14 protein-coding genes and 1 tRNA gene are annotated in these 18,278 nt (G+C 57.6%); 8 read left to right on the top strand and 7 right to left on the bottom strand.

What is annotated here, in order from left to right:
* Positions 1–252 precede the first annotated feature (252 nt).
* The 5 genes from araD to ABWO67_RS12815 form a co-directional block, all read right to left on the bottom strand.
* Positions 253–1,986, bottom strand: coding sequence for an L-arabinonate dehydratase (gene araD / locus ABWO67_RS12835; protein WP_353152109.1), 1,734 nt, complete (start codon positions 1,984–1,986; stop codon positions 253–255).
* A 5-nt stretch (positions 1,987–1,991) separates the two neighbouring features.
* The gene (locus ABWO67_RS12830; RefSeq protein ID WP_353152108.1) at positions 1,992–2,780 is read right to left on the bottom strand and encodes an aldolase/citrate lyase family protein; all 789 of its coding nucleotides are present in this window, start codon (positions 2,778–2,780) and stop codon (positions 1,992–1,994) included.
* A gap of 11 nt (positions 2,781–2,791) precedes the next feature.
* Complete coding sequence (locus ABWO67_RS12825; protein ID WP_353152111.1) at positions 2,792–3,793, bottom strand: Bug family tripartite tricarboxylate transporter substrate binding protein; 1,002 nt, start codon at positions 3,791–3,793, stop codon at positions 2,792–2,794.
* A 165-nt stretch (positions 3,794–3,958) separates the two neighbouring features.
* Positions 3,959–5,044 carry a LacI family DNA-binding transcriptional regulator gene (locus tag ABWO67_RS12820; RefSeq protein ID WP_353152107.1) on the bottom strand — a complete coding sequence of 362 codons (1,086 nt, stop codon included), beginning with the start codon at positions 5,042–5,044 and terminating at the stop codon, positions 3,959–3,961.
* Between the two features lie 154 nt (positions 5,045–5,198).
* Positions 5,199–6,128, bottom strand: coding sequence for a LysR family transcriptional regulator (locus ABWO67_RS12815; protein ID WP_353152106.1), 930 nt, complete (start codon positions 6,126–6,128; stop codon positions 5,199–5,201).
* 140 nt (positions 6,129–6,268) lie between these two features.
* Here ABWO67_RS12815 and ABWO67_RS12810 point away from each other — a divergent pair, with 140 nt between their 5' ends.
* Together ABWO67_RS12810 and ABWO67_RS12805 are read left to right on the top strand one after the other, a co-directional pair.
* The gene (locus ABWO67_RS12810) at positions 6,269–7,240 is read left to right on the top strand and encodes a Bug family tripartite tricarboxylate transporter substrate binding protein (RefSeq protein ID WP_353152105.1); all 972 of its coding nucleotides are present in this window, start codon (positions 6,269–6,271) and stop codon (positions 7,238–7,240) included.
* A gap of 26 nt (positions 7,241–7,266) precedes the next feature.
* A complete protein-coding gene (locus tag ABWO67_RS12805) occupies positions 7,267–8,424 on the top strand; it encodes a M24 family metallopeptidase (protein ID WP_353152104.1) in 1,158 nt (385 codons plus the stop codon).
* A 65-nt stretch (positions 8,425–8,489) separates the two neighbouring features.
* Here the strand turns inward: ABWO67_RS12805 and ABWO67_RS12800 are convergent, their stop codons facing one another.
* The gene (locus tag ABWO67_RS12800; RefSeq protein WP_353152103.1) at positions 8,490–10,211 is read right to left on the bottom strand and encodes an alpha/beta hydrolase; all 1,722 of its coding nucleotides are present in this window, start codon (positions 10,209–10,211) and stop codon (positions 8,490–8,492) included.
* 193 nt (positions 10,212–10,404) lie between these two features.
* On the opposite strand from ABWO67_RS12800, the gene ABWO67_RS12795 reads away from it, so the two are divergent.
* From ABWO67_RS12795 to ABWO67_RS12780, 4 genes are all read left to right on the top strand, one after another.
* Positions 10,405–13,989, top strand: a complete 3,585-nt coding sequence (locus ABWO67_RS12795; RefSeq protein ID WP_353152110.1) for an ABC transporter ATP-binding protein/permease — start codon at positions 10,405–10,407, stop codon at positions 13,987–13,989.
* 43 nt (positions 13,990–14,032) lie between these two features.
* Positions 14,033–14,557 carry a P-loop NTPase family protein gene (locus ABWO67_RS12790; RefSeq protein ID WP_353152102.1) on the top strand — a complete coding sequence of 175 codons (525 nt, stop codon included), beginning with the start codon at positions 14,033–14,035 and terminating at the stop codon, positions 14,555–14,557.
* A 178-nt stretch (positions 14,558–14,735) separates the two neighbouring features.
* Positions 14,736–15,683: a sensor domain-containing diguanylate cyclase gene (locus ABWO67_RS12785; protein WP_353152101.1), complete on the top strand. Its 948-nt coding sequence runs from the start codon at positions 14,736–14,738 to the stop codon at positions 15,681–15,683.
* Positions 15,684–15,851: 168 nt separating this feature from the next.
* Positions 15,852–16,181 carry a YciI family protein gene (locus ABWO67_RS12780; RefSeq protein WP_353152100.1) on the top strand — a complete coding sequence of 110 codons (330 nt, stop codon included), beginning with the start codon at positions 15,852–15,854 and terminating at the stop codon, positions 16,179–16,181.
* A gap of 197 nt (positions 16,182–16,378) precedes the next feature.
* On the opposite strand, the gene ABWO67_RS12775 is transcribed toward ABWO67_RS12780, so the two are convergent.
* Positions 16,379–16,452, bottom strand: a tRNA-Gly gene (locus ABWO67_RS12775).
* Positions 16,453–16,606: 154 nt separating this feature from the next.
* Here ABWO67_RS12775 and trmB point away from each other — a divergent pair.
* Together trmB and pip are read left to right on the top strand one after the other, a co-directional pair.
* The gene (gene trmB, locus ABWO67_RS12770; protein ID WP_502930013.1) at positions 16,607–17,392 is read left to right on the top strand and encodes a tRNA (guanosine(46)-N7)-methyltransferase TrmB; all 786 of its coding nucleotides are present in this window, start codon (positions 16,607–16,609) and stop codon (positions 17,390–17,392) included.
* 66 nt (positions 17,393–17,458) lie between these two features.
* On the top strand, positions 17,459–18,278 hold an 820-nt coding region (gene pip / locus ABWO67_RS12765; protein ID WP_353152098.1), incomplete at its 3' end, for a prolyl aminopeptidase.

Genomic DNA, 18,278 nt, shown 5'->3' with positions numbered 1-18,278 from the left:
TGCAGGCGCGCGGTGAATGTTTGGGCATGATTTTGTCCGAGTACGGGTTGAGTGAGTAAAAAATAATGAGCAATTTTGGATGGACTGGCTTTATCGAAACGCTAAGGCCTCAGAATCAAAATGATAATTATTACTATTTACAAACCAATGTGCAAGGAAAATTCGCGCAGTTCACCGGTCCTTGTGCACAGACATGGGAGGAGGAGGCATCCAACAGCGTACGAACGCTGCTGGATGGGTCGAGCAGGTGCCCTAGTGGATCTCGGGCTCGCCGGCAGTTCCTTCGGGTAGCAGAAAGTCGAAGTCACAGCCCGTATCTGCCTGACCGACATGCTTAAGGTATAGCGTGCCGTAGCCCCGCGTAAACTTTGCAGGAGGGGGTGTCCAGTTAGCGCGGCGGGCAGCCATTTCCTCATCGCTGATCAGGACATTAAGCTGCCGCCTTGGCACATCCAGCTCGATCATATCGCCCGAACGCACTAGGGCAAGCGGCCCTCCGACGTGCGATTCCGGTGCGATATGCAAGACACAAGCGCCATAGCTGGTGCCGCTCATACGCGCATCGCTGATACGCACCATATCGCGCACGCCCGTAGCCAGGATTTTTTTCGGTATTGGAAGCTGACCCCATTCAGGCATTCCAGGCGCGCCTTGCGGGCCAGCGCCGCGCAATACGATGACGCAGCTGGCATCAATGTCCAGATCGGGATCATCGATATGGTCTGACATGTCGTTGTAATTATCGAAAACAACAGCGCGACCAGTATGTACTAATAGATGCGCTTCGGCAGCGGGAGGCTTAATAATAGCGCCGTCCGGCGCCAGGTTACCGCGCAGCACCGCCAGGCTATCGCCGGGCAGCAGAGGGTTGGATAACGGCCTTATGACATCTTCGCTCCAGGCTTTCGCGCCTTCAATATTGTGCCCTAGAGACTGCCCGTTGACGGTAAGACAATCCAGGTTCAGATGCTTGTCGCCCAGATGGTTCAACATTGCGCGCAGGCCGCCTGCGTAATAGAAATCCTCCATCAGATACTGGCCGGCCGGGCGTATATTGGCCAGTACTGGCGTGTCGTGCGCGAGGTCATCGAAACGCTGGAGGTCCAGGTCATAGCCGCTGCGCCGCGCCATCGCAAGAAGGTGCACCGCTGCATTGGTGGACCCCGACAACGCCAGCGCTGTGACTACGCCATTGTCATAGCTCGCAGGGCTAAGGACTTTGCTTAGGGTCAGGTCTTCCCAGACCATTTCCACAATGCGCTTGCCCGTTAGCATCGCCATCTGCGAATGGCGCGAATCGGGAGCCGGAATGGACGATGCCCCGGGCAACGTCAAGCCCATAGCTTCCACTGCGCTGGTCATGGTCGACGCTGTGCCCATTGTCATGCAGTGCCCCGGCGAGCGGGCGATGCCCTCTTCTACTTCCTGCCAGTCATCCTCAGTGATATTGCCGGCCCGCAATTCTGCCCAGTATTTCCAGCTGTCCGAGCCTGATCCTAATGGGCCGCCCTTGTAGTCTCCCCTAAGCATCGGGCCTGCGGGCATGAAGATGGTTGGCAGATCCATGGCGATCGCGCCCATGATGAGCGCCGGCGTTGTCTTATCGCATCCCCCCATCAGCACCACGCCGTCTGCCGGATAAGAACGCAGCAGCTCTTCGGCTTCCATCGCCAGCAGATTGCGATACAGCATCGTGGTCGGTTTCTGGAATGGCTCGGACAAACTCATTGCAGGCATCTCGACAGGAAACCCGCCGGCCTGCCAAATACCGCGCTTGATCTCTTCGGCCCGCTGGCGGAAATGGGTGTGACAGGGGTTGATATCGCTCCAGGTATTCAGGATGGCGATAACCGGTTTGCCCGCATAATCCGAACGATGAAAACCCATCTGCGACGTGCGTGAGCGATGTCCGAAGCTGCGCAGATCCTTCGCGCCATACCAGCGATGGCTGCGCAGTTCTTCCGGTTTCTTTTTTTTGTCTGTCATTTCAATTACCTTGCTGCCCCGTTTGGCTCAAAGAAGCGCTGGCGCAACCCTTGCGCTGCTGCCCTGAATAGGCCCTGGTCTGTGCCGACCGCTACAAAATGGAACCCCTGCTCAATGTAACGTGCAGCATCGGCCTCTACCGAAGTAAGAATCCCTACCGCCTTGCCCATGGCCGTGCTTCGCGCATGGATGTCGGCGATCACGGCCTGGACTTCCGGATGGTTGGGATTACCGAAATGACCCAGCCCCGCTGAAAGATCAGCCGGGCCGATAAATATGCCGTCCACGCCCGGTACCGCCAAGATTTGATCCAGGGCGTCCACACCCTTACGACTCTCAATCTGCAACAACACGCAGATATTGTCATTCGCCTGATTCGCGTATTCGCCCTGCGCGCCGTAACGATTGCAACGTTGAACAGCGGATACGCCTCGTATTCCTGCGGGTGGATAACGTGTAGCCGCAACCGCAAGCTCGGCCTCTTCCGCCGATTCGATGAACGGTATGAGCACATTCATAAAGCCCAGATCCAGCAACTGTTTGATGGCAACGGGGTCGTTGGCCGGAGGCCGCACAACCGGCGCGCTGTCGCTATCTTTCAGGGCGTTGAGCTGGTGCAAACAACTGCTCAAATCGTTGGGTGCATGCTCGCAATCAATCAGGATCCAGTCAAAACCTACGGAACCCAGAATGTCTGTAGTAATCGGATGGGCCAAGGACGACCAGCATCCGATCACGCGGCGCGATGCCAGGATATCTTGTCGAAAACCGTTGGGAATGTTTTTGTATGCCATGAAGATTCCGCTTATTCCATGCGGATGTCGGCCTGCTTGACCACATCCCGCCATTGATTTATTTGACTGTCGACGAAGCCGCTGAAGCCTTGAGGATCCCGGTAGTCGCGCACAAAACCGGTGCTCTCAAGGTATTCTTTGAACTTCGGCGCTTCCAGCGCAACCTTGACTGCGGCGGATAAGCGCTCAACGATTTCATCGGGCGTTCCTTTGGGGGCTGACAAGCCAAACCAGGACGCGACATCAAAACCGGGCACGCCGGACTCGGCAAGTGTAGGCACATCGGGATAGGCAGGATTGCGTTGCGCACTGGTTACCGCCAGCGCGTGCAGTTTGCCAGCCTGAACCTGCGGCAGCGCCGTATCGTTATTGAGGATGATGACCGGTACCTGGCCGCCAATGACATCGGTGATCGCCGGACCATTTCCCTTGTAGGGGACATGCAAAATATCCAGATCCTTCGTCTGCTTCAACAATTCCATCGATAGATGACCTGACGATCCAGCACCTGCCGTCGCGTAGGCGTAGGTACCAGGGTTCTTTTTCACCAGATCAAAAAACTCAGTTGCGGTTTTGGCGGGAAAACTCTGGTTCACAGCGAGCACCCCAGGCCCTGTTGCCAACAACGCAATATGCCTGAATGCACTGTCGTCATAAGACATTTTTGGATAAAGTGAATAATTGATCGCATTAGAGCCAATGCCCGACAGCAACAGCGTATAGCCATCCGCGGCAGACCTGGCCACGTTATCCGACCCTATGGTGCCGTTGGCGCCGGCTTTGTTTTCAACAACAAACGACTGGCCCAGGGCCTTGCCCAGCTCAGTAGCCAGCAACCGGCCAACGGCGTCCGTACTACCGCCGGGGGAAAACGGCACAACAAGTCTAACGGGCTTAGTAGGCCATTTTTCCTGGGCATGGCTGATTCCTGCATAGCCGGATGCCAGGACTAGCCCAAGGGCGGCAAGCAAAGCGCGGCGGCGAAATTGAACTGGACGGGTGAATTCGGGCATGTGGATGGACACACTGTCTCCTTTCTGATGTTATGAATGTCTGTATCTTCGTAATGACAACGTTGTCATTAACGCAAAACCCGAATGATAACGTTGTCTTTTGTTTTTAACAATACCTGTTCAAGGGAATAACTTAGGGTTTTGGGTAGCCAGCTATGCAGCCTGTCAGGCGCTATGACGTTGTTGTATGGAAAACCCGACGTCAACCACCATCTGCTCGGGAGCATGGCCTTCAACACGAGCAATCAGCATGCGGGCAGCATGTAGACCAATCCCAATATCATCGACCCTGACAGTGCTCATTGCCGGCACAGTATGCGGTGCAATTTCGGTGTCGCCATAGCCCAGCACAGCAAGCTCGTCGGGAACGGCTATGCCACGCGCTTGCGCTTCATACAGGACGCCCACGGCAAGCGCATCGGAACAGCAACATATCGCGTCAACGTGAAGGCCCTGCTCCAGCGCATCCGAAAGCACCTGCCGCCCCGCGGCAACCGTGCTGGGCAGGCTGACATAGGATTCATGAATGGACGAAGCGGCTTGCCCTTCATTGCCTGCCACAGCCGCTAACTTGTCCCGGAACCCTTGCAGACGCTGCTGCCCCCGCACGTCTCGTCCGGTAGCAACCAAATAGTGCCTGTGCCCTCGTTCCCATAAGTAGGCGGCCATCGCCTCGCCGACTTTATAGTGCGAAAACCCGACGAGCATGTCTAGTGGTTCAGCGCTCATTTGCCAAGTCTCCACAACCGGAATGCCAGCCATCATCAGCTTGCGCCGTGCCGCTTCGGACGTGATTAAGCCAGTCACTACGATGCCGTCTGGACGACGCCCAATAATGGCATCCAAAAGCGCTTCTTCATGGCTGTTATCGTAGCCAATCTGCCCCATCATGACTTGATAGCCGGCACGCGCCAGGGCGTCCGTAAGAGCCTGGATTGCCCGCAGAAAGGGCGAGCCGGCAATTGTCGGAACGAGCACCACCACCAGACGGCTGCGATTTGACTTCAGGCTGCCTGCCAGCAGATTGGGCACATATCCAATCTGACTCGCCGCTGCACGCACCTTCTCGACAGTCGTATCCGAAACAATAGTCGGGTTGTTGAGCGCACGCGATGCGGTGATAGTCGATACACCCGCCACGCGCGCCACATCGTTCAATGTCACGCCGCCGGAAGCTCGACGACGTGAAGTCCCCTGCTTTTCGATTGGTGGATCGTTCCTGCGAAAGCCGGCGCTATCCTTGACAGGCATTAATCATCGTTCCTAGATATGTGCGGCGAAATTGCAAAAAAAAAAGCTGACCGATAGAGCAACTTGCTCTCACACGGCAGCATGATAACCGGATCGAGCAGTTAGTAGAAAGCCTGGCAGGCCGCCAGCTGCCTGCAACCGGGCTCGAACTATCTTACGGGTTGCAAGACGGCGGCCCTTCCTGATGCGCATCGCTGATCAACCTGCGCAAAAGATGGGCAACCTCGCGGGCGGCTCTGCTTAGAGGATGGTGTGTCGTTGTGCGAAGCACGACATAACGCGGCAGTGTTGGCGCAACGATGCGCCTGATGTGCAACTCGTTCGTATAGTTTTCCTGTCGCGTCAGGTGCTCGCTCCAGATGGCGTAGCACCTGGCTCGCCTGATGAGGGCAAGCTGCGCCTCCAGGGAATCCGCTTCAAAAATAACACGCAGACTGATTCCCTGTTTCAGCGCTTCTTCTTCCATGCGAACACGAAGGCCGTTGGGCGATGCTGGGAGCACGAGCGGGAGATTGTTCAGATCACAGAATGGAATGTCCGGGTAGTCAGATGCACATGGCCCTTGTCCAACCAAAGCCAGGTTTGATTGTGCCAGTACGTCTTCATTGGCAATTCGCAGCTCGCGATATTCAGTGACCAGTGCAATGTCGACCTGCCCATTTGCCAGCCACTCTTCATGCTGGGCGCTGAAACTCTCCACCATCCTGAGTATTACGCCCGGGTATTTTTGCTGCACCTTATCGAACAAGTCGGCAGCAAAGCTTCGCATATAGGCAGTCAGCAATGCGACGGAAACAACGCCGGTGGGACCACTGCTTCGCTCGCGGATATCCCTGACGAACCCGTCACACCCCTGGACAACAATCTTGGCCTGTTCAATTGCCAACGCGCCAATGGCGGTTAGTTCCACACCATGCCCGGTGCGGTAGAACAACGGGGCATTCAGCGACAGCTCCAGCGCCTTCAGGCTTCGACTTACCGAAGGCTGCGACAAGGACAGCGCATCCGCAGCCCGGGAGATATTGCCCAGTTCTGCAACTTTCAAAAATAAACGCAAGGTTTGGATGTCAATATTGTGCGTCATACATGCGTCGTATATCTGTTAGACAAGGGGCACATAGAGAACGGAGGCGCTTTAATTTATAGTGCATTTATCGTTACGTGCACTCATAAGCACGCCATTCAGTTCTAACTATTTTATGAAAAACGGAGGCAATCCATTTCATGAACCGTCGTCTATTTATTATGCTGTCTCTGGCAGCTGCTTACACAGCGCCACTGGCTGTGCAGGCCTCTGAATTTCCGAACAAGCCGATCCGCATCATCGTACCGTATGCGGCAGGCGGCACGACCGACATGCTGGCCCGGGTTGTCGGCAAGCATATGTCGGACAGCCTCGGGCAAAGTGTCATCGTCGAAAACAAGCCTGGCGCCAATGGCATGCTGGGGTCATCGATGGTGGCAAGATCAGCCTCAGATGGTTATACCATCGGCATCGCCACGCCGGGGAACCATGCTGCCAATGCCAGCCTGTATAAAGAAGTGCCTTATGACACGATCAAGGACTTCACCGCCGTGTCGCAAGCCGTGAACTCGCCGATGATTCTGGTCGCGCACCCCAGCCTGGGGGTCAAAACGGTTGCCGAATTGATCGCAAAAGCTAAAGCCGCACCGGGCACCGTCATATACGCCTCCGGTGGCACAGGGTCTTCCATGCATCTCGCGATGGAGCAGTTCGCGAAGATGGCAGGTATCGAAATGGTTCATGTCCCTTACAAGGGCTCAGGAAACTCCTACATAGACCTGCTGTCGGGACGTGTATCGCTATTGATGGACATTAGTCCGCAGGCGCTGCCCCGCGTACGCAGCGGCGAATTGATTGCGCTGGGTACGGCGTCGGAAAAGCGCTTGCCAGAGCTGCCCGATGTGCCAACCATTGATGAGGCAGGCGTAACCGGCTATCGGGCCGGATCCTGGTACGGATTCGTCGGCCCCAAAGGCATTCCGAAAGACACGCTCGGCAAGCTGAACACGGCAATCAATACAGCTCTGCGGGATCCCGCAACCGAAAAGCAGCTTAAGGACGCCGGCCTGCAGGTTGTAGCAGGGACACCGGAAGCGTTTCAGACCTTTATAGAAGCTGAGGTCAAGAAATCCGCACAAATCATTCACGATGCCGGCATTCAGCCAGACTAACTCACGTACGTTCAGGATATTTTCTAATGATTCAAAATTTCACTCCCATCGACTTTGCTGCCCGTCGTCAGAAAATCGCAGCCTCTGTAAAGGCAGCGGGGTTTGATGCCTATGTTGGAACGCGGCAAGGGGCTTTGCATTATCTAAGCGGTGCGTTCATGCCGTGGCGCGGCGCCGTCATCGTCACGGCCAACGGCGATTGCAAATTTGTTTACTGGGCCTGGGATACCAGCCGTATCCGTGAAGAAGGGGTTGATGTTGATATCACACCGTTCACCTTCTCGGATTTCACGCGCGGTATTGCTGACAAACTGGGCGAACTGGGGCTGTCGAAGGGCCGCATCGGTATCGACCTTTCCCATCCAGGCGCGGCGCAGATCGCACCAGGCATGGTGTGCGCAAGCGAGTATCTGGAACTGAAAGAACTGCTCCCCAATGCCGACATCCAGAATGGCGTGAGTCTGCTTGATGATGTCATGCTCATCAAGGACGCCGCAGAAATTGAACGTCTGCGCTTTGCTGCGCATGTCGCAGATATCGGCTTCGATGCTGGACGCGCCGCGGTGCGCGCCGGCGTTACAGAAAACTCGGTTGCCGGCGCGATTGAAAAAGCCATTCGCGACAATGGCAGTACCTGGGCATGGGCACTGACTGGCGGAACGGAAGTTGGATCTGGCAACCGTACCGGATACCTGCATGGCGTTACGCAGCAGGCCTCCGAAAAACTGATTCAGGATAATGAATTCGTCATCCTGGACCTGCACCCCATGATCGACCTTTACCTGGCGGATACGTCCATTCCCGTTTTCCTTGGCAAGCCAACAGCCCAGCAACAAGGCATGATCGACTGCTGGGAAGAGGTAGTGGCCACCATGATTGAAAACATGAGGCCAGGTCAGCCTATACCAGAGGTAGTAAAGAAAGGTCTCGCCGTGTTTGAACGCCATGGGCTGGCGGATTATTGCCTTCCAACCTTCGGCCATGGCCTGGGAACCTGCGCAAGAACACGACCATTCATCAATCTGCGCAGCCAAGACACTGTTCAGGCAGGCATGGTTGTTGCACTCGGCACGCATCTTTACGTGCCGAAAGTTGGTGGAATGCGACTGGAATTCCCCTTGCTCGTCACAGAGAACGGTGGCGAAGCGCTAATGAAAGCGCCACCTAAGGTCCACTTCGTATAACGGCCACATTGCGTTCCATGCGCAGTCCGATAGCTTACAGATACTATCCGGCTGCGCAGGAACCGCTAGCCTCCCCGGTTGGCATAGGCATCTTCCTTGCGGTCGTCGCTTTCCATCGCAGTTTGCGCCTGGTTTGATAAATAAGTTTTAAGCTGCGACAGTTCATCGGCAGTCCAGTTATCAACGCCAGTGACCGCAACCCAGGCATCAACATAATGCCCCGGTGCGTACACATGGCCATAGCCCATGGGCGTCGCGTCCGACAATGCCATATCCAGCGTCAATTGCAGCATCGTGACTATCGGATACCAGCGAAACGTAGACGACACATCAGGACCGCGCGGTTGTTGCATCCATGCCGGCCGTCGGTACCAGCTTTCAGGCTCGAAGAAAGTGATAGCGTCGCTGGCATATTGAAGGTAGACAACGCGTATCGGCCCCCAAGGTGATTGGGGCGCAAGCGTTGAGCCGTGCTGATTCATGAAGCGCACCAGAGAGCCATCATGAAACTCGGGCAGCCAGGCCGGTGAATCGGAATTCCTACGATTTGTGATGGACCGCCAAAGCGTGCTTCCGAAAGGAGGGCCGCTCCAGACAGCCCCATTGATAGGATCGCTGATCATCTCGAATAAGCCGGCCGATCTTTCTGAGTTCCGGGCGCCCAGACTCAGTCCATGCAGATACAGCTTAGGGCGGTGATCTTTGGGCAGCGCCGTCCAATAAGCATAGATTTCCGTAAACAGCGCACGCGCGGCTTCGGCGCCATAATCGGGCTGAACCAATAGCGACAACGGGCTCGATAGGTAGGAATATTGCATGGCGACGCTGGCGATATCCCCTTCGTGTAGATACTCGACCGCATCCAGCGCCGCAGGATCTACCCAGCCCGTACCGGTAGGCGTTACGACCACCAGGACAGAGCGCTCGAACGCGTCTTGGCGCTTCAATTCTTCAAGCGCCAGCCGGGCCCGGGCCGCCGCAGTTTCGCCGCTGCGCAACCCGGCATAAACGCGGATAGGCTCTAAAGCGGGTCGCCCGGTATGGGCGGTGATGGCAATGGCATCGGGACCGGCCGCAATGAATTCACGCCCTGCCCTGCCAAGTTCCCCCCAATTGATTAGCGAGGCCGCGCTGCCGGTTTTCATGGCGTCTATGGGTTGCGCCCGCTCTGGCTCGAGCAAGGCATCGTATTGGCGGAACGAGGCTTCAAATGTGTTGAAGCCGGCCCGCACCAATACGTTTGACGCCAGGAGCCAGAAGATGAGGATGGCAATGGCGACACCGCCCGTATAGGCAATTTTGGGCGGAACCAGGCGTCGCATGTGAGTGGCAAAAAACCGGACAAGAAAACGGAAAAGCCGGCCCAGTGCAAACAGTATCGCAAAAGTGGGAAGCGCCACCAGGCAAATTTTAATGGGATGAAGCCCGCTGATCGGCGCCATCTCCATCGTAGAGCGAATCGAATTTTGCCAACCAGTGCTTTGCCAAAGCACGAAGACGGCGACGGCCAGGCATAACGCAATAATCAATGCATTGCCGCGTCGCCGACTGCGCGCGGAAGGCTCGGGCAGTTCCAGATAAACCCAAAGCCAATGCAAGAACAAGCCTATTGAGTAGCCTGCTGCAAAGCAAAGCCCGGCCAAGACGCCCTGGGTCAGCGCTGTGCGGGGGATTAGCGTGGGAGTCAGCGAGGCGGCAAAGAAAAGCGTGCCCAGCACAAGCCCTACCCCGGAGAGCGCCTGAATACGAGCCGGCTGTTGCCGATTGGGCATAGTTTTAACTGTCATGTAGCCTACGTCGCTCTCTCTTTTCAACACTTACCGCACAATTTTCGACCGATTTCCAGCTTAAAGCCTATCAGCAAAAGCGCAATAAGTGAAACCTCGCGCACCTTCACTGAATGACTGTCAGCACCCACGGCGTCGGCTTGGACAACGACGCAAGGTCGGCTATGCTGACCGCTCATTACATAGGGTCTTCATGTATTTCGACGCCAAACTTTGGGCCATGACGCAGGGCATAAGGCTGCGTATCTTATTTTGCGCTCTGCTGGGGGTAATGGGGCTCGCCGCCGGGATTGCCCGGTTTGCACTGCTCGGGCAATTCCTGGCACGGCTGTTTGCCGGCGCCAGCGCCCAAGACCTATGGCCGCCATTGGCGGGTGCAGCAGCAGCCATCCTGCTGCGCGGCGCCCTGGAACACGCACTCAATACATTAGCCAACCGCAACGCCGCCCGTATCCAGGAAAACCTGCGCGCCCGGCTCTACGACAAGATCGTAGAACTGGGGCCGGCCTGGTTCGGCGGCCAGCGCACAGGCGGGGTCATGTTAGCGGTCATCGACGGCGTGGAACAGTTGCAAGTATTTTTCGGACGCTATCTGCCGCAACTCTTCGTGGCGGCTTGCGCGCCTGTCATGATTTTCGCTTTTATCGCATGGTGGGATTGGCCCGTGGCACTGGTGCTGCTGATAGCAGCATTGATCACCCTAGCCCTTCCCTTACTGTCGCATCAGGGTAACCGGGTCGCTGCGCGCGAACGGCAACAAGCCTTCAAGGCGTTCGGCGAGGAATTCCTTGATGCCATGCAGGGCCTGCCCACGCTCAAGGCTTTTGGGCAAAGCCGAAGTCTGGGTGAACGTCTGGCCGCGCGGGCTCGGGCGTTATCCGACAATACATTCAGGGTGCTGGGCCGCGAAGTATCTACGCGCTTCCTGACCGACCTGGGCATTACGCTAGGCGCCGCAGCAGCATTGGCAACGGGGGCCTGGCGCGTGTCACATGGCGATATGTCTCTGGCCGCGCTGCTGGTGGTGCTGATGGCAGGCACGGAAATCTTCCGTCCTTTGCGCGACTTGCGTTCAGTCATGCATAGCGGCATGGTTGGTCAATCGGCAGCCGGCGCCGTGCATGACTTGCTGGCGGCGACCAGTTCCGCACCGCAGGGCGCTGCCGCGGCGTCCGGAATTCGGCACGCCGATGGGGGGCTGTCGATCAACTTCAAGGACGTAAAATTTTCCTATCCGGGCGGGCGGCTGGCCACCCATGCAGGGTTGAATTTTTCGGTAGCGCCCGGCGAACGGGTGGGCATAGTCGGCCCTAGCGGCGCCGGCAAGTCATCGCTGGTGCGGCTATTGCTGCGCTTACATGATCCGCAAGGCGGAGCGGTCGAACTGGATGGCGCCGACCTGCGCACCCTGGATCCCGATGCCGTGCGAGCCCAGATTTCGGTCGTGGCGCAAGACAGTACATTGTTCCATGGCACGGTAGAAGAAAACCTGCTGCTGGCGCGCCCCGATGCCACTGTCGCACAAATGGAAGCAGCGGCGCGCGCGTCCAATGCGCATGAGTTCATCATGGCCCTGCCGCAAGGTTATCGCACTGTACTGGGCGAACGCGGCACGCAGCTGTCGGGTGGACAGCGCCAACGGCTGACGATCGCCCGCGCGCTGCTGCGCGACACGCCGGTACTGATTCTGGACGAAGCCCTGTCCTCGGTGGATGCCGAGAACGAAGCCGAGATTCAAGATGCACTGGATCGCCTGAGCCGCGGCCGCACCACGCTGGTCTTGGCCCACCGCCTCTCCAGCGTCATCAATGCCGACCGCATTCTGGTGCTGAATGAAGGGCGCATCGTTGAAACCGGCACGCACGCGACGCTGATGGCGGGCGATACGCTGTACCGGCGCCTCATGGGCGCTCAAGACGACGGCATGCTGCAGGACACCGTCCTGGCAGACGAACGGCCGCTTGCAGCCACCCTCGACTCCAAGCCCGACGATGAGCAGCGCCCCACCGCGCAGCCGCTGGAGGCCGATGCGCAGCAAATAGGCATGCGCAAAGTGCTTGGTACATTGCTCGACATCATCCGTCCCTGGCGCCGCGATTTTGCCATCACCGTGGTCAGCGGCATCGGACGCGTGGCGGCCTTCATCGGCGTATCGGTGCTAAGCGCGGCCATCATCATCCAGCTCAAAAACGGCATGCCCTACGGCGGCCTGCTCGCAGCACTGTTTGCAGCAGCCATTGCCGCAGCGGCGTTGCACTGGATCGAGTCATGGCTGGCGCATGCCATCGCCTACCGGTTGCTGGCTGAAATGCGCATCACGCTCTACGACAAGCTGGAAGCACTGGCGCCGTCGTACCTGTTGCGGCGGCGCTCCGGCGACCTGGTCGGGCTGGCCACGCAGGATGTGGAAACGGTGGAGTATTTTTTTGCCCATACCGTAGCGCCGGCATTCGTGGCGGTGCTGGTGCCAACCGTAGTGCTGGCCATCCTGGGCATCACCGCATGGCCGCTATTGCTTGCGCTCTTGCCGTTCCTGGTGTGGGCCTCGGCTTCGCCGATTCTTAGCCGCGCGCGTATTGATGCGCTAGGCAGCCAAGCAAGACAAGCGCTGGGAATGTTGAGTGCTAATTTGTCCGAAACCATACAGGGCTTGCCCGATCTGGTGTCGTTTTCGGCCACAGGCCGGCGCCGCGAAACATTCCTGGCCATGGTTCGGGATTATCAGAAAGTGCGATTGGCTTTGCTTGCAGATTTGTCACGCCAGAGCGCTTTACTGGAAATAGCCACGGGCCTGGGCGGACTCTCGGTGGCAACGGTCGGTGCCTGGTGGGTCACACAAGGACACCTGGCGTCTGGCGTATTGCCGCTATTGATTCTGCTGTCCGTCGCGGCTTTCCTGCCAGTATCGGAAATCGCCCAAGTTAGCCGTCAATTGGCCGATACCCTGGCCTCCACCCGACGACTGCGCGCGGTGCATGACGAACCGGTCGCCATCACTGGCGGCGCCAAGTCGCCGCCCATACAGGCCAGCGGCCTGCCCTTGTCATTCGAGCATGCGACCTTCACCTATCCAGGCCGGCACACTGCGGCACTGGAAGATATAAGCCTGGAGCTCGCGGCCGGCGCCACATTGGCCGTGGTCGGCCCATCGGGCGCCGGAAAAAGCACGCTCGCCCATATGCTGCTGCGTTTCTGGGATCCGCAACGCGGCACCGTTCGGATCGACGGCGTAGACCTGCGTGATCTAACATTGGATGCGCTATACGCCCGCATCGCATTGGTGGCGCAAGACACATGGCTGCTGAATGGCACGCTGGAAGACAATATCCGCCTGGCCCGTCCGGACGCCAGCGCCGCCGAGCTAACGCTGGCAGTGGAACAAGCGGTACTGACAGAGTTTGTCGCCGCCTTGCCCGACGGGTTGGCCACCAAGGTGGGCGAACGCGGGGTGGCGCTGTCAGGGGGCCAGCGCCAGCGTATTGCCATCGCGCGGGCCTTCCTGCGCGATGCGCCTATTCTTATCCTGGACGAAGCCACCTCGCATCTGGATGCCATCAGTGAAGCTCAGGTACATGAAGCGCTGGCTCACCTTATGCGCCATCGCACCACCCTGATCATCGCCCACCGCCTGTCGACCATCCGGCAAGCGGACGCCATTGCCGTCGTCGATGCCGGCCGGATCGTGGAATATGGGACGCATGCGCAATTGCTGGCGCGGGATGGCGCTTATGCACATCTGGTCAGCCGGCAGTTGACGGCTGCGCGGCGCGTAGCGTGATGACTGGGGGAAAGCGCAGCTGTGTGAGCAGTAAGGCTAACTCATGAACACTCTCGACGACCTTGGCCCGAGAATCTGCATCCTGGGACCTTCTAATAGCGGCAAGTCCACGCTGGCTGAAGCCATCGCGTGTAAACGTGGCCTGCCCGCAATTCATCTCGATCAGCTTTTCCACCAGCCGAACACCGACTGGCAGCCCCGGCCCGAAGCCGATTTCCTTCACCTGCATGATCAGGCAATACAACAAGAACAGTGGGTTATAGAGGGTAACTACACGCGCACCATCGCCCAACGGCTGGAGCGGGCCACAGGCTTCATCCTACTGGACGTGTCGACGGCGACGAGCTTGTTTCGGTACCTTCGTCGAACTTGGTTCGAACATGACCGACGTGGCTCGCTGGAAGGCGGAATGGACACCGTGAAATGGCGAATGATTCACCATATCGCTGTCGTGACCCCGTCAAACCGACGACGGCATGCTGAGTTGTTCGAGAGCATTAGCCTGCCCAAAGTGGATCTGGCAAGCACCAGCGAACTCAAACGCTTTTATCGGGCAGAACAGCTATAGGGGGAAGGGGCAGTCGCCTCTTAAGTGTCAGACCTCGTTTTGTAAAGCCCGCTTGAGGTCGAACTCGGTCCTTCATGGAAGAGCAACTCCCCGCCAGAAACGGTTGTTCAGTAAATTTCCGTAGTCGACGGCTTTAGGATAAAGTGGCTTGTTAATATGGATCGAGAAAGGATTGGGTATGTCCGACGAAAGCAAGCTTTTTAATGACAACGCAGTGTACAGAACCTTGCTGGAGTCGACTAAGGCGATTCCTTGGAAGATCGATTGGGCCACGATGAAATTCGCCTATATCGGCCCCCAGATTGAGGCGTTGCTGGGCTGGAGCCCTGAAAGTTGGGTGAGCGTGGAGGACTGGGCCATGCGCATGCATCCCGAGGATCGCGAATACGTGGTGAATTTCTGCGTCACCCAATCCCAGGCCGGCGTAGACCATGAGGCGGACTACCGGGCGCTGACCAAGGACAACGGCTATGTGTGGATTCGCGACGTTGTGCACGTGGTGCGCAATGACAGAGGCGAGACCGAAGCGCTGGTCGGCTTCATGTTTGACATCACCCAACGCAAGAAGACCGAGGAAGAGCTGCTGAACTTGCAAAAAGAGTTGGAAGTACTGTCCTTCAAGGATGGCTTGACGAATATTGCCAACCGACGCCGCTTTGATAGTAATTTCGAACTGGAGTGGGAGCGTGCGCGCAGCGAACGCCAGCCACTGTCCATGTTGTTGTTCGACGTCGATTTTTTCAAGCAGTACAACGATTTGTATGGCCACGCTCAGGGTGACAAATGCTTGGTAGATATCGCCCAGACGCTGAGTTTGGCACTGGATGGCCCTCGCGATCTTGTTGCGCGCTACGGCGGTGAAGAGTTTGTCGTGCTGCTGCCCGAAGCCGATGCCGGGGTGGCCCGGAAAGTCGCTGAACGCTGCCAGCGATTGCTCCAGAAGAAGTCCATCCTGCATGCACTGTCGCCGCATGGCAGGCGCGTCACTGTCAGCATAGGAGCGGGCACGGTGGTGCCAGATGGGCAGGCCGAGCCTGCTGGCTTCATCAAAGCCGTAGATCAGCAGCTATATGTGGCCAAGAAAAACGGGCGGCACCGCATTGAGTATGTGCAGTTGGGGGCCTAAGCGCGCTAGTTTGCAGTTGAGAACCCTGCGAGCACAGACAACTTCCCTGTCATTCGAAGAGAGTCGGTGAGCTTCCGCTCAGGGCCATAAGCAGCCATCCTGCTATATTTTTGGTAAGCCGCTTGCAGACAAGCTCCCTTAGTTTCAGCCATATTAAGGAGACGACCCATGCCCAAATTTATAACGATCGGATATGGAGACCGAGAGGGGTACGACCGTACCCCAACAGCCATTCGAGACGCAGCCCATGCGCACGACGCAGCATTGCAGAAAAATGGAGTATTGATGGGCATTGCAGGCACCCCGGTGCAGGTGCGCAATCCCGAAGCGGCTCGAGTTGAAACGATGAACGGGCCATTCATGAGTTCGTCCTTGCCAGTGGCTGGCTTTGCCATAATCGAAGCTGCCGATCTGGCCGAGGCTATAGACATGGTGTCAAGAACCCCCTGCGCTGTTGCACACGGTGTCGTTGAGGTGTGGCCGTTGGAACAGCCGTAGTGCCATAACGCTCTTGCGCTAGAACGCATGCTTCGCTCGGCGACATCCCGATTTGGCTGAGCATGTCCTATACACCGCACGGGTAGTCGAGCATACGGTTCGTACGGAAATGGCCAGGTCGGGCTCGGCGGTCATTGAGACCACCGGGCCTCCGTTAGTAGGGAAGATCCGTCACACAGCGAGTGTGGAACATAAACTGGAGCGGGTGAAGGGAATCGAACCCTCGTCATCAGCTTGGGAAGCTGCTTCTCTACCATTGAGATACACCCGCCTGTCCCGTTGCGGGAGGCATGTGCGTAATTTGGGGCCAGCCCAAAAAAGCAAGGAGCGAATTATAGCGCTACCCTGCCCTATTTTGCTGCGTACTGCGCTTTCTTTTGCCTATTCATGCAAAAAAACGTCTGGCAATCGCTACAATCTCACCCATGAACATGACCACTTCACCTAATTCCCACCTGCCTGCCCAGCCGGACAACGGCCTTGCCGCTCCTGCAGGCGATGCCCCCGCCCCCGACAATGTCATCACGTCGACGGCGCCTTCCGGGGCCGGCCACATCCGCAGCTTTGTGCACAGGCGCGCCCACATTACCCCGGGGCAAAAAGAAGCCTTGGACCGTCTGATGCCGCTATGGTCCCTGCCTTACCGCCGCGCCACACTGGATTTCGCCAAGGCCTTCGGCCGCGCTGCCCCAACCGTGCTGGAAATCGGCTTTGGCATGGGCGAGACTACCCTGAAAATCGCCGAGGCCAGGCCTAATGATAATTTCCTGGGTATCGAGGTGTTCAATGCCGGCGTTGGCGCCATGCTTAAACGCATAGACGAATCGGGCCAGGGCAATATTCGTATCATTCAGCACGATGCGGTCGAGGTCGCGCGCGACATGATCGCCCCTGACTCGCTGGCCGGCGTGCATATTTACTTCCCCGACCCCTGGCCCAAGAAGCGCCATCACAAGCGCCGCCTGATCCAGCCCGCATTCATTGCGCTGCTGGCCAGCCGCATTGCGCCGGGCGGCTATATACACTGCGCTACCGACTGGGAAAACTATGCCGAGCAAATGCTGGAAGTGCTTAGTGCCGAACCCAGCCTTGCCAATACCTCGCCAGACGGCTATGCCCCACGCCCCGACTTTCGTCCGCAAACCAAATTTGAAACCCGTGGCTTGCGCCTGGGGCATGGCGTCTGGGATTTGATTTTCACTCGAAAGTAAGCGTAACAGCCACAACATGGCGGCCCCTGAAGCGTCGATGGGCCGCCCAGCACAAGGAAAGTTGAGGTGTATCCAGAAATTCAGCCTTATGCCGACGGTTTTTTGCAGACCGACGACGGCCATCGTGTGTATTGGGAGCTTTGCGGCAACCCTGCGGGCAAGCCCGCCATTTTTTTGCATGGCGGCCCCGGCGGCGGCTGCTCCCCCGCCCATAGGCAGTTGTTCAATCCGGAACGCTACAACATCTTGTTGTTCGACCAACGCGGCTGCGGCAGGTCTACGCCGCATGCCAGCCTGGACAACAATACAACCTGGGATCTGGTTGCCGATATAGAGCGCCTGCGCACAGAAGTGCTGAAAACCGAACAGGCCCTGATATTCGGCGGCTCGTGGGGCTCGACCCTGGCCCTGGCCTACGCCCAGACCCATCCCAGCCATGTCAGCGCGCTGATTGTGCGCGGCATCTTTACGGTCAGGCATGAAGAATTGCAGTGGTTCTACCAGGAAGGGGCGTCATGGCTTTTTCCCGACCATTGGGAACACTACCTGGCCCCCATCCCCGAAGACGAACGCCACGACCTGATGGCAGCCTATCGCAAACGGCTTACCGATAGCGACCGCACGGTGCGGCTGGAAGCGGCGCAAGCCTGGACGCAATGGGAAAGCCACACCATTACGCTATTGCCCAGCGCCGCCCATTTGCAAGCCCATGCCGCCGACGAGTCGGCGCTGGCCTTCGCACGCATCGAAAACCACTATTTCGTGCACAAAGGCTTTATGGAAGAAGGCCAGTTGCTGCGCAATGCCCACCTGCTGCATGGCATTCCGGGCGTCATCATCCAGGGCCGCTACGACGCCTGCACACCCGCAAAGACCGCCTGGGAAT

Source organism: Pollutimonas bauzanensis (assembly GCF_040393045.1).
Taxonomy (GTDB): domain Bacteria; phylum Pseudomonadota; class Gammaproteobacteria; order Burkholderiales; family Burkholderiaceae_B; genus Pollutimonas; species Pollutimonas bauzanensis_A.
The sequence above is the reverse complement of the archived record's forward strand: the minus strand, read 5'-3'. Positions and strand labels throughout refer to the sequence as shown.

Excerpts from the sequence above, each read along its gene's own strand:
- ABWO67_RS12825 (WP_353152111.1), bottom strand. The coding sequence starts at position 3,793 with ATGCCCGAATTCACCCGTCCAGTTCAATTTCGCCGCCGCGCTTTGCTT.
- ABWO67_RS12805 (WP_353152104.1), top strand. The coding sequence starts at position 7,267 with ATGATTCAAAATTTCACTCCCATCGACTTTGCTGCCCGTCGTCAGAAA.
- ABWO67_RS12815 (WP_353152106.1), bottom strand. The coding sequence starts at position 6,128 with ATGACGCACAATATTGACATCCAAACCTTGCGTTTATTTTTGAAAGTT.
- ABWO67_RS12785 (WP_353152101.1), top strand. The coding sequence starts at position 14,736 with ATGTCCGACGAAAGCAAGCTTTTTAATGACAACGCAGTGTACAGAACC.
- ABWO67_RS12780 (WP_353152100.1), top strand. The coding sequence starts at position 15,852 with ATGCCCAAATTTATAACGATCGGATATGGAGACCGAGAGGGGTACGAC.
- araD (WP_353152109.1), bottom strand. The coding sequence starts at position 1,986 with ATGACAGACAAAAAAAAGAAACCGGAAGAACTGCGCAGCCATCGCTGG.
- ABWO67_RS12795 (WP_353152110.1), top strand. The coding sequence starts at position 10,405 with ATGTATTTCGACGCCAAACTTTGGGCCATGACGCAGGGCATAAGGCTG.
- trmB (WP_502930013.1), top strand. The coding sequence starts at position 16,607 with ATGAACATGACCACTTCACCTAATTCCCACCTGCCTGCCCAGCCGGAC.
- ABWO67_RS12810 (WP_353152105.1), top strand. The coding sequence starts at position 6,269 with ATGAACCGTCGTCTATTTATTATGCTGTCTCTGGCAGCTGCTTACACA.
- ABWO67_RS12800 (WP_353152103.1), bottom strand. The coding sequence starts at position 10,211 with ATGACAGTTAAAACTATGCCCAATCGGCAACAGCCGGCTCGTATTCAG.
- ABWO67_RS12820 (WP_353152107.1), bottom strand. The coding sequence starts at position 5,044 with ATGCCTGTCAAGGATAGCGCCGGCTTTCGCAGGAACGATCCACCAATC.
- ABWO67_RS12830 (WP_353152108.1), bottom strand. The coding sequence starts at position 2,780 with ATGGCATACAAAAACATTCCCAACGGTTTTCGACAAGATATCCTGGCA.
- ABWO67_RS12790 (WP_353152102.1), top strand. The coding sequence starts at position 14,033 with ATGAACACTCTCGACGACCTTGGCCCGAGAATCTGCATCCTGGGACCT.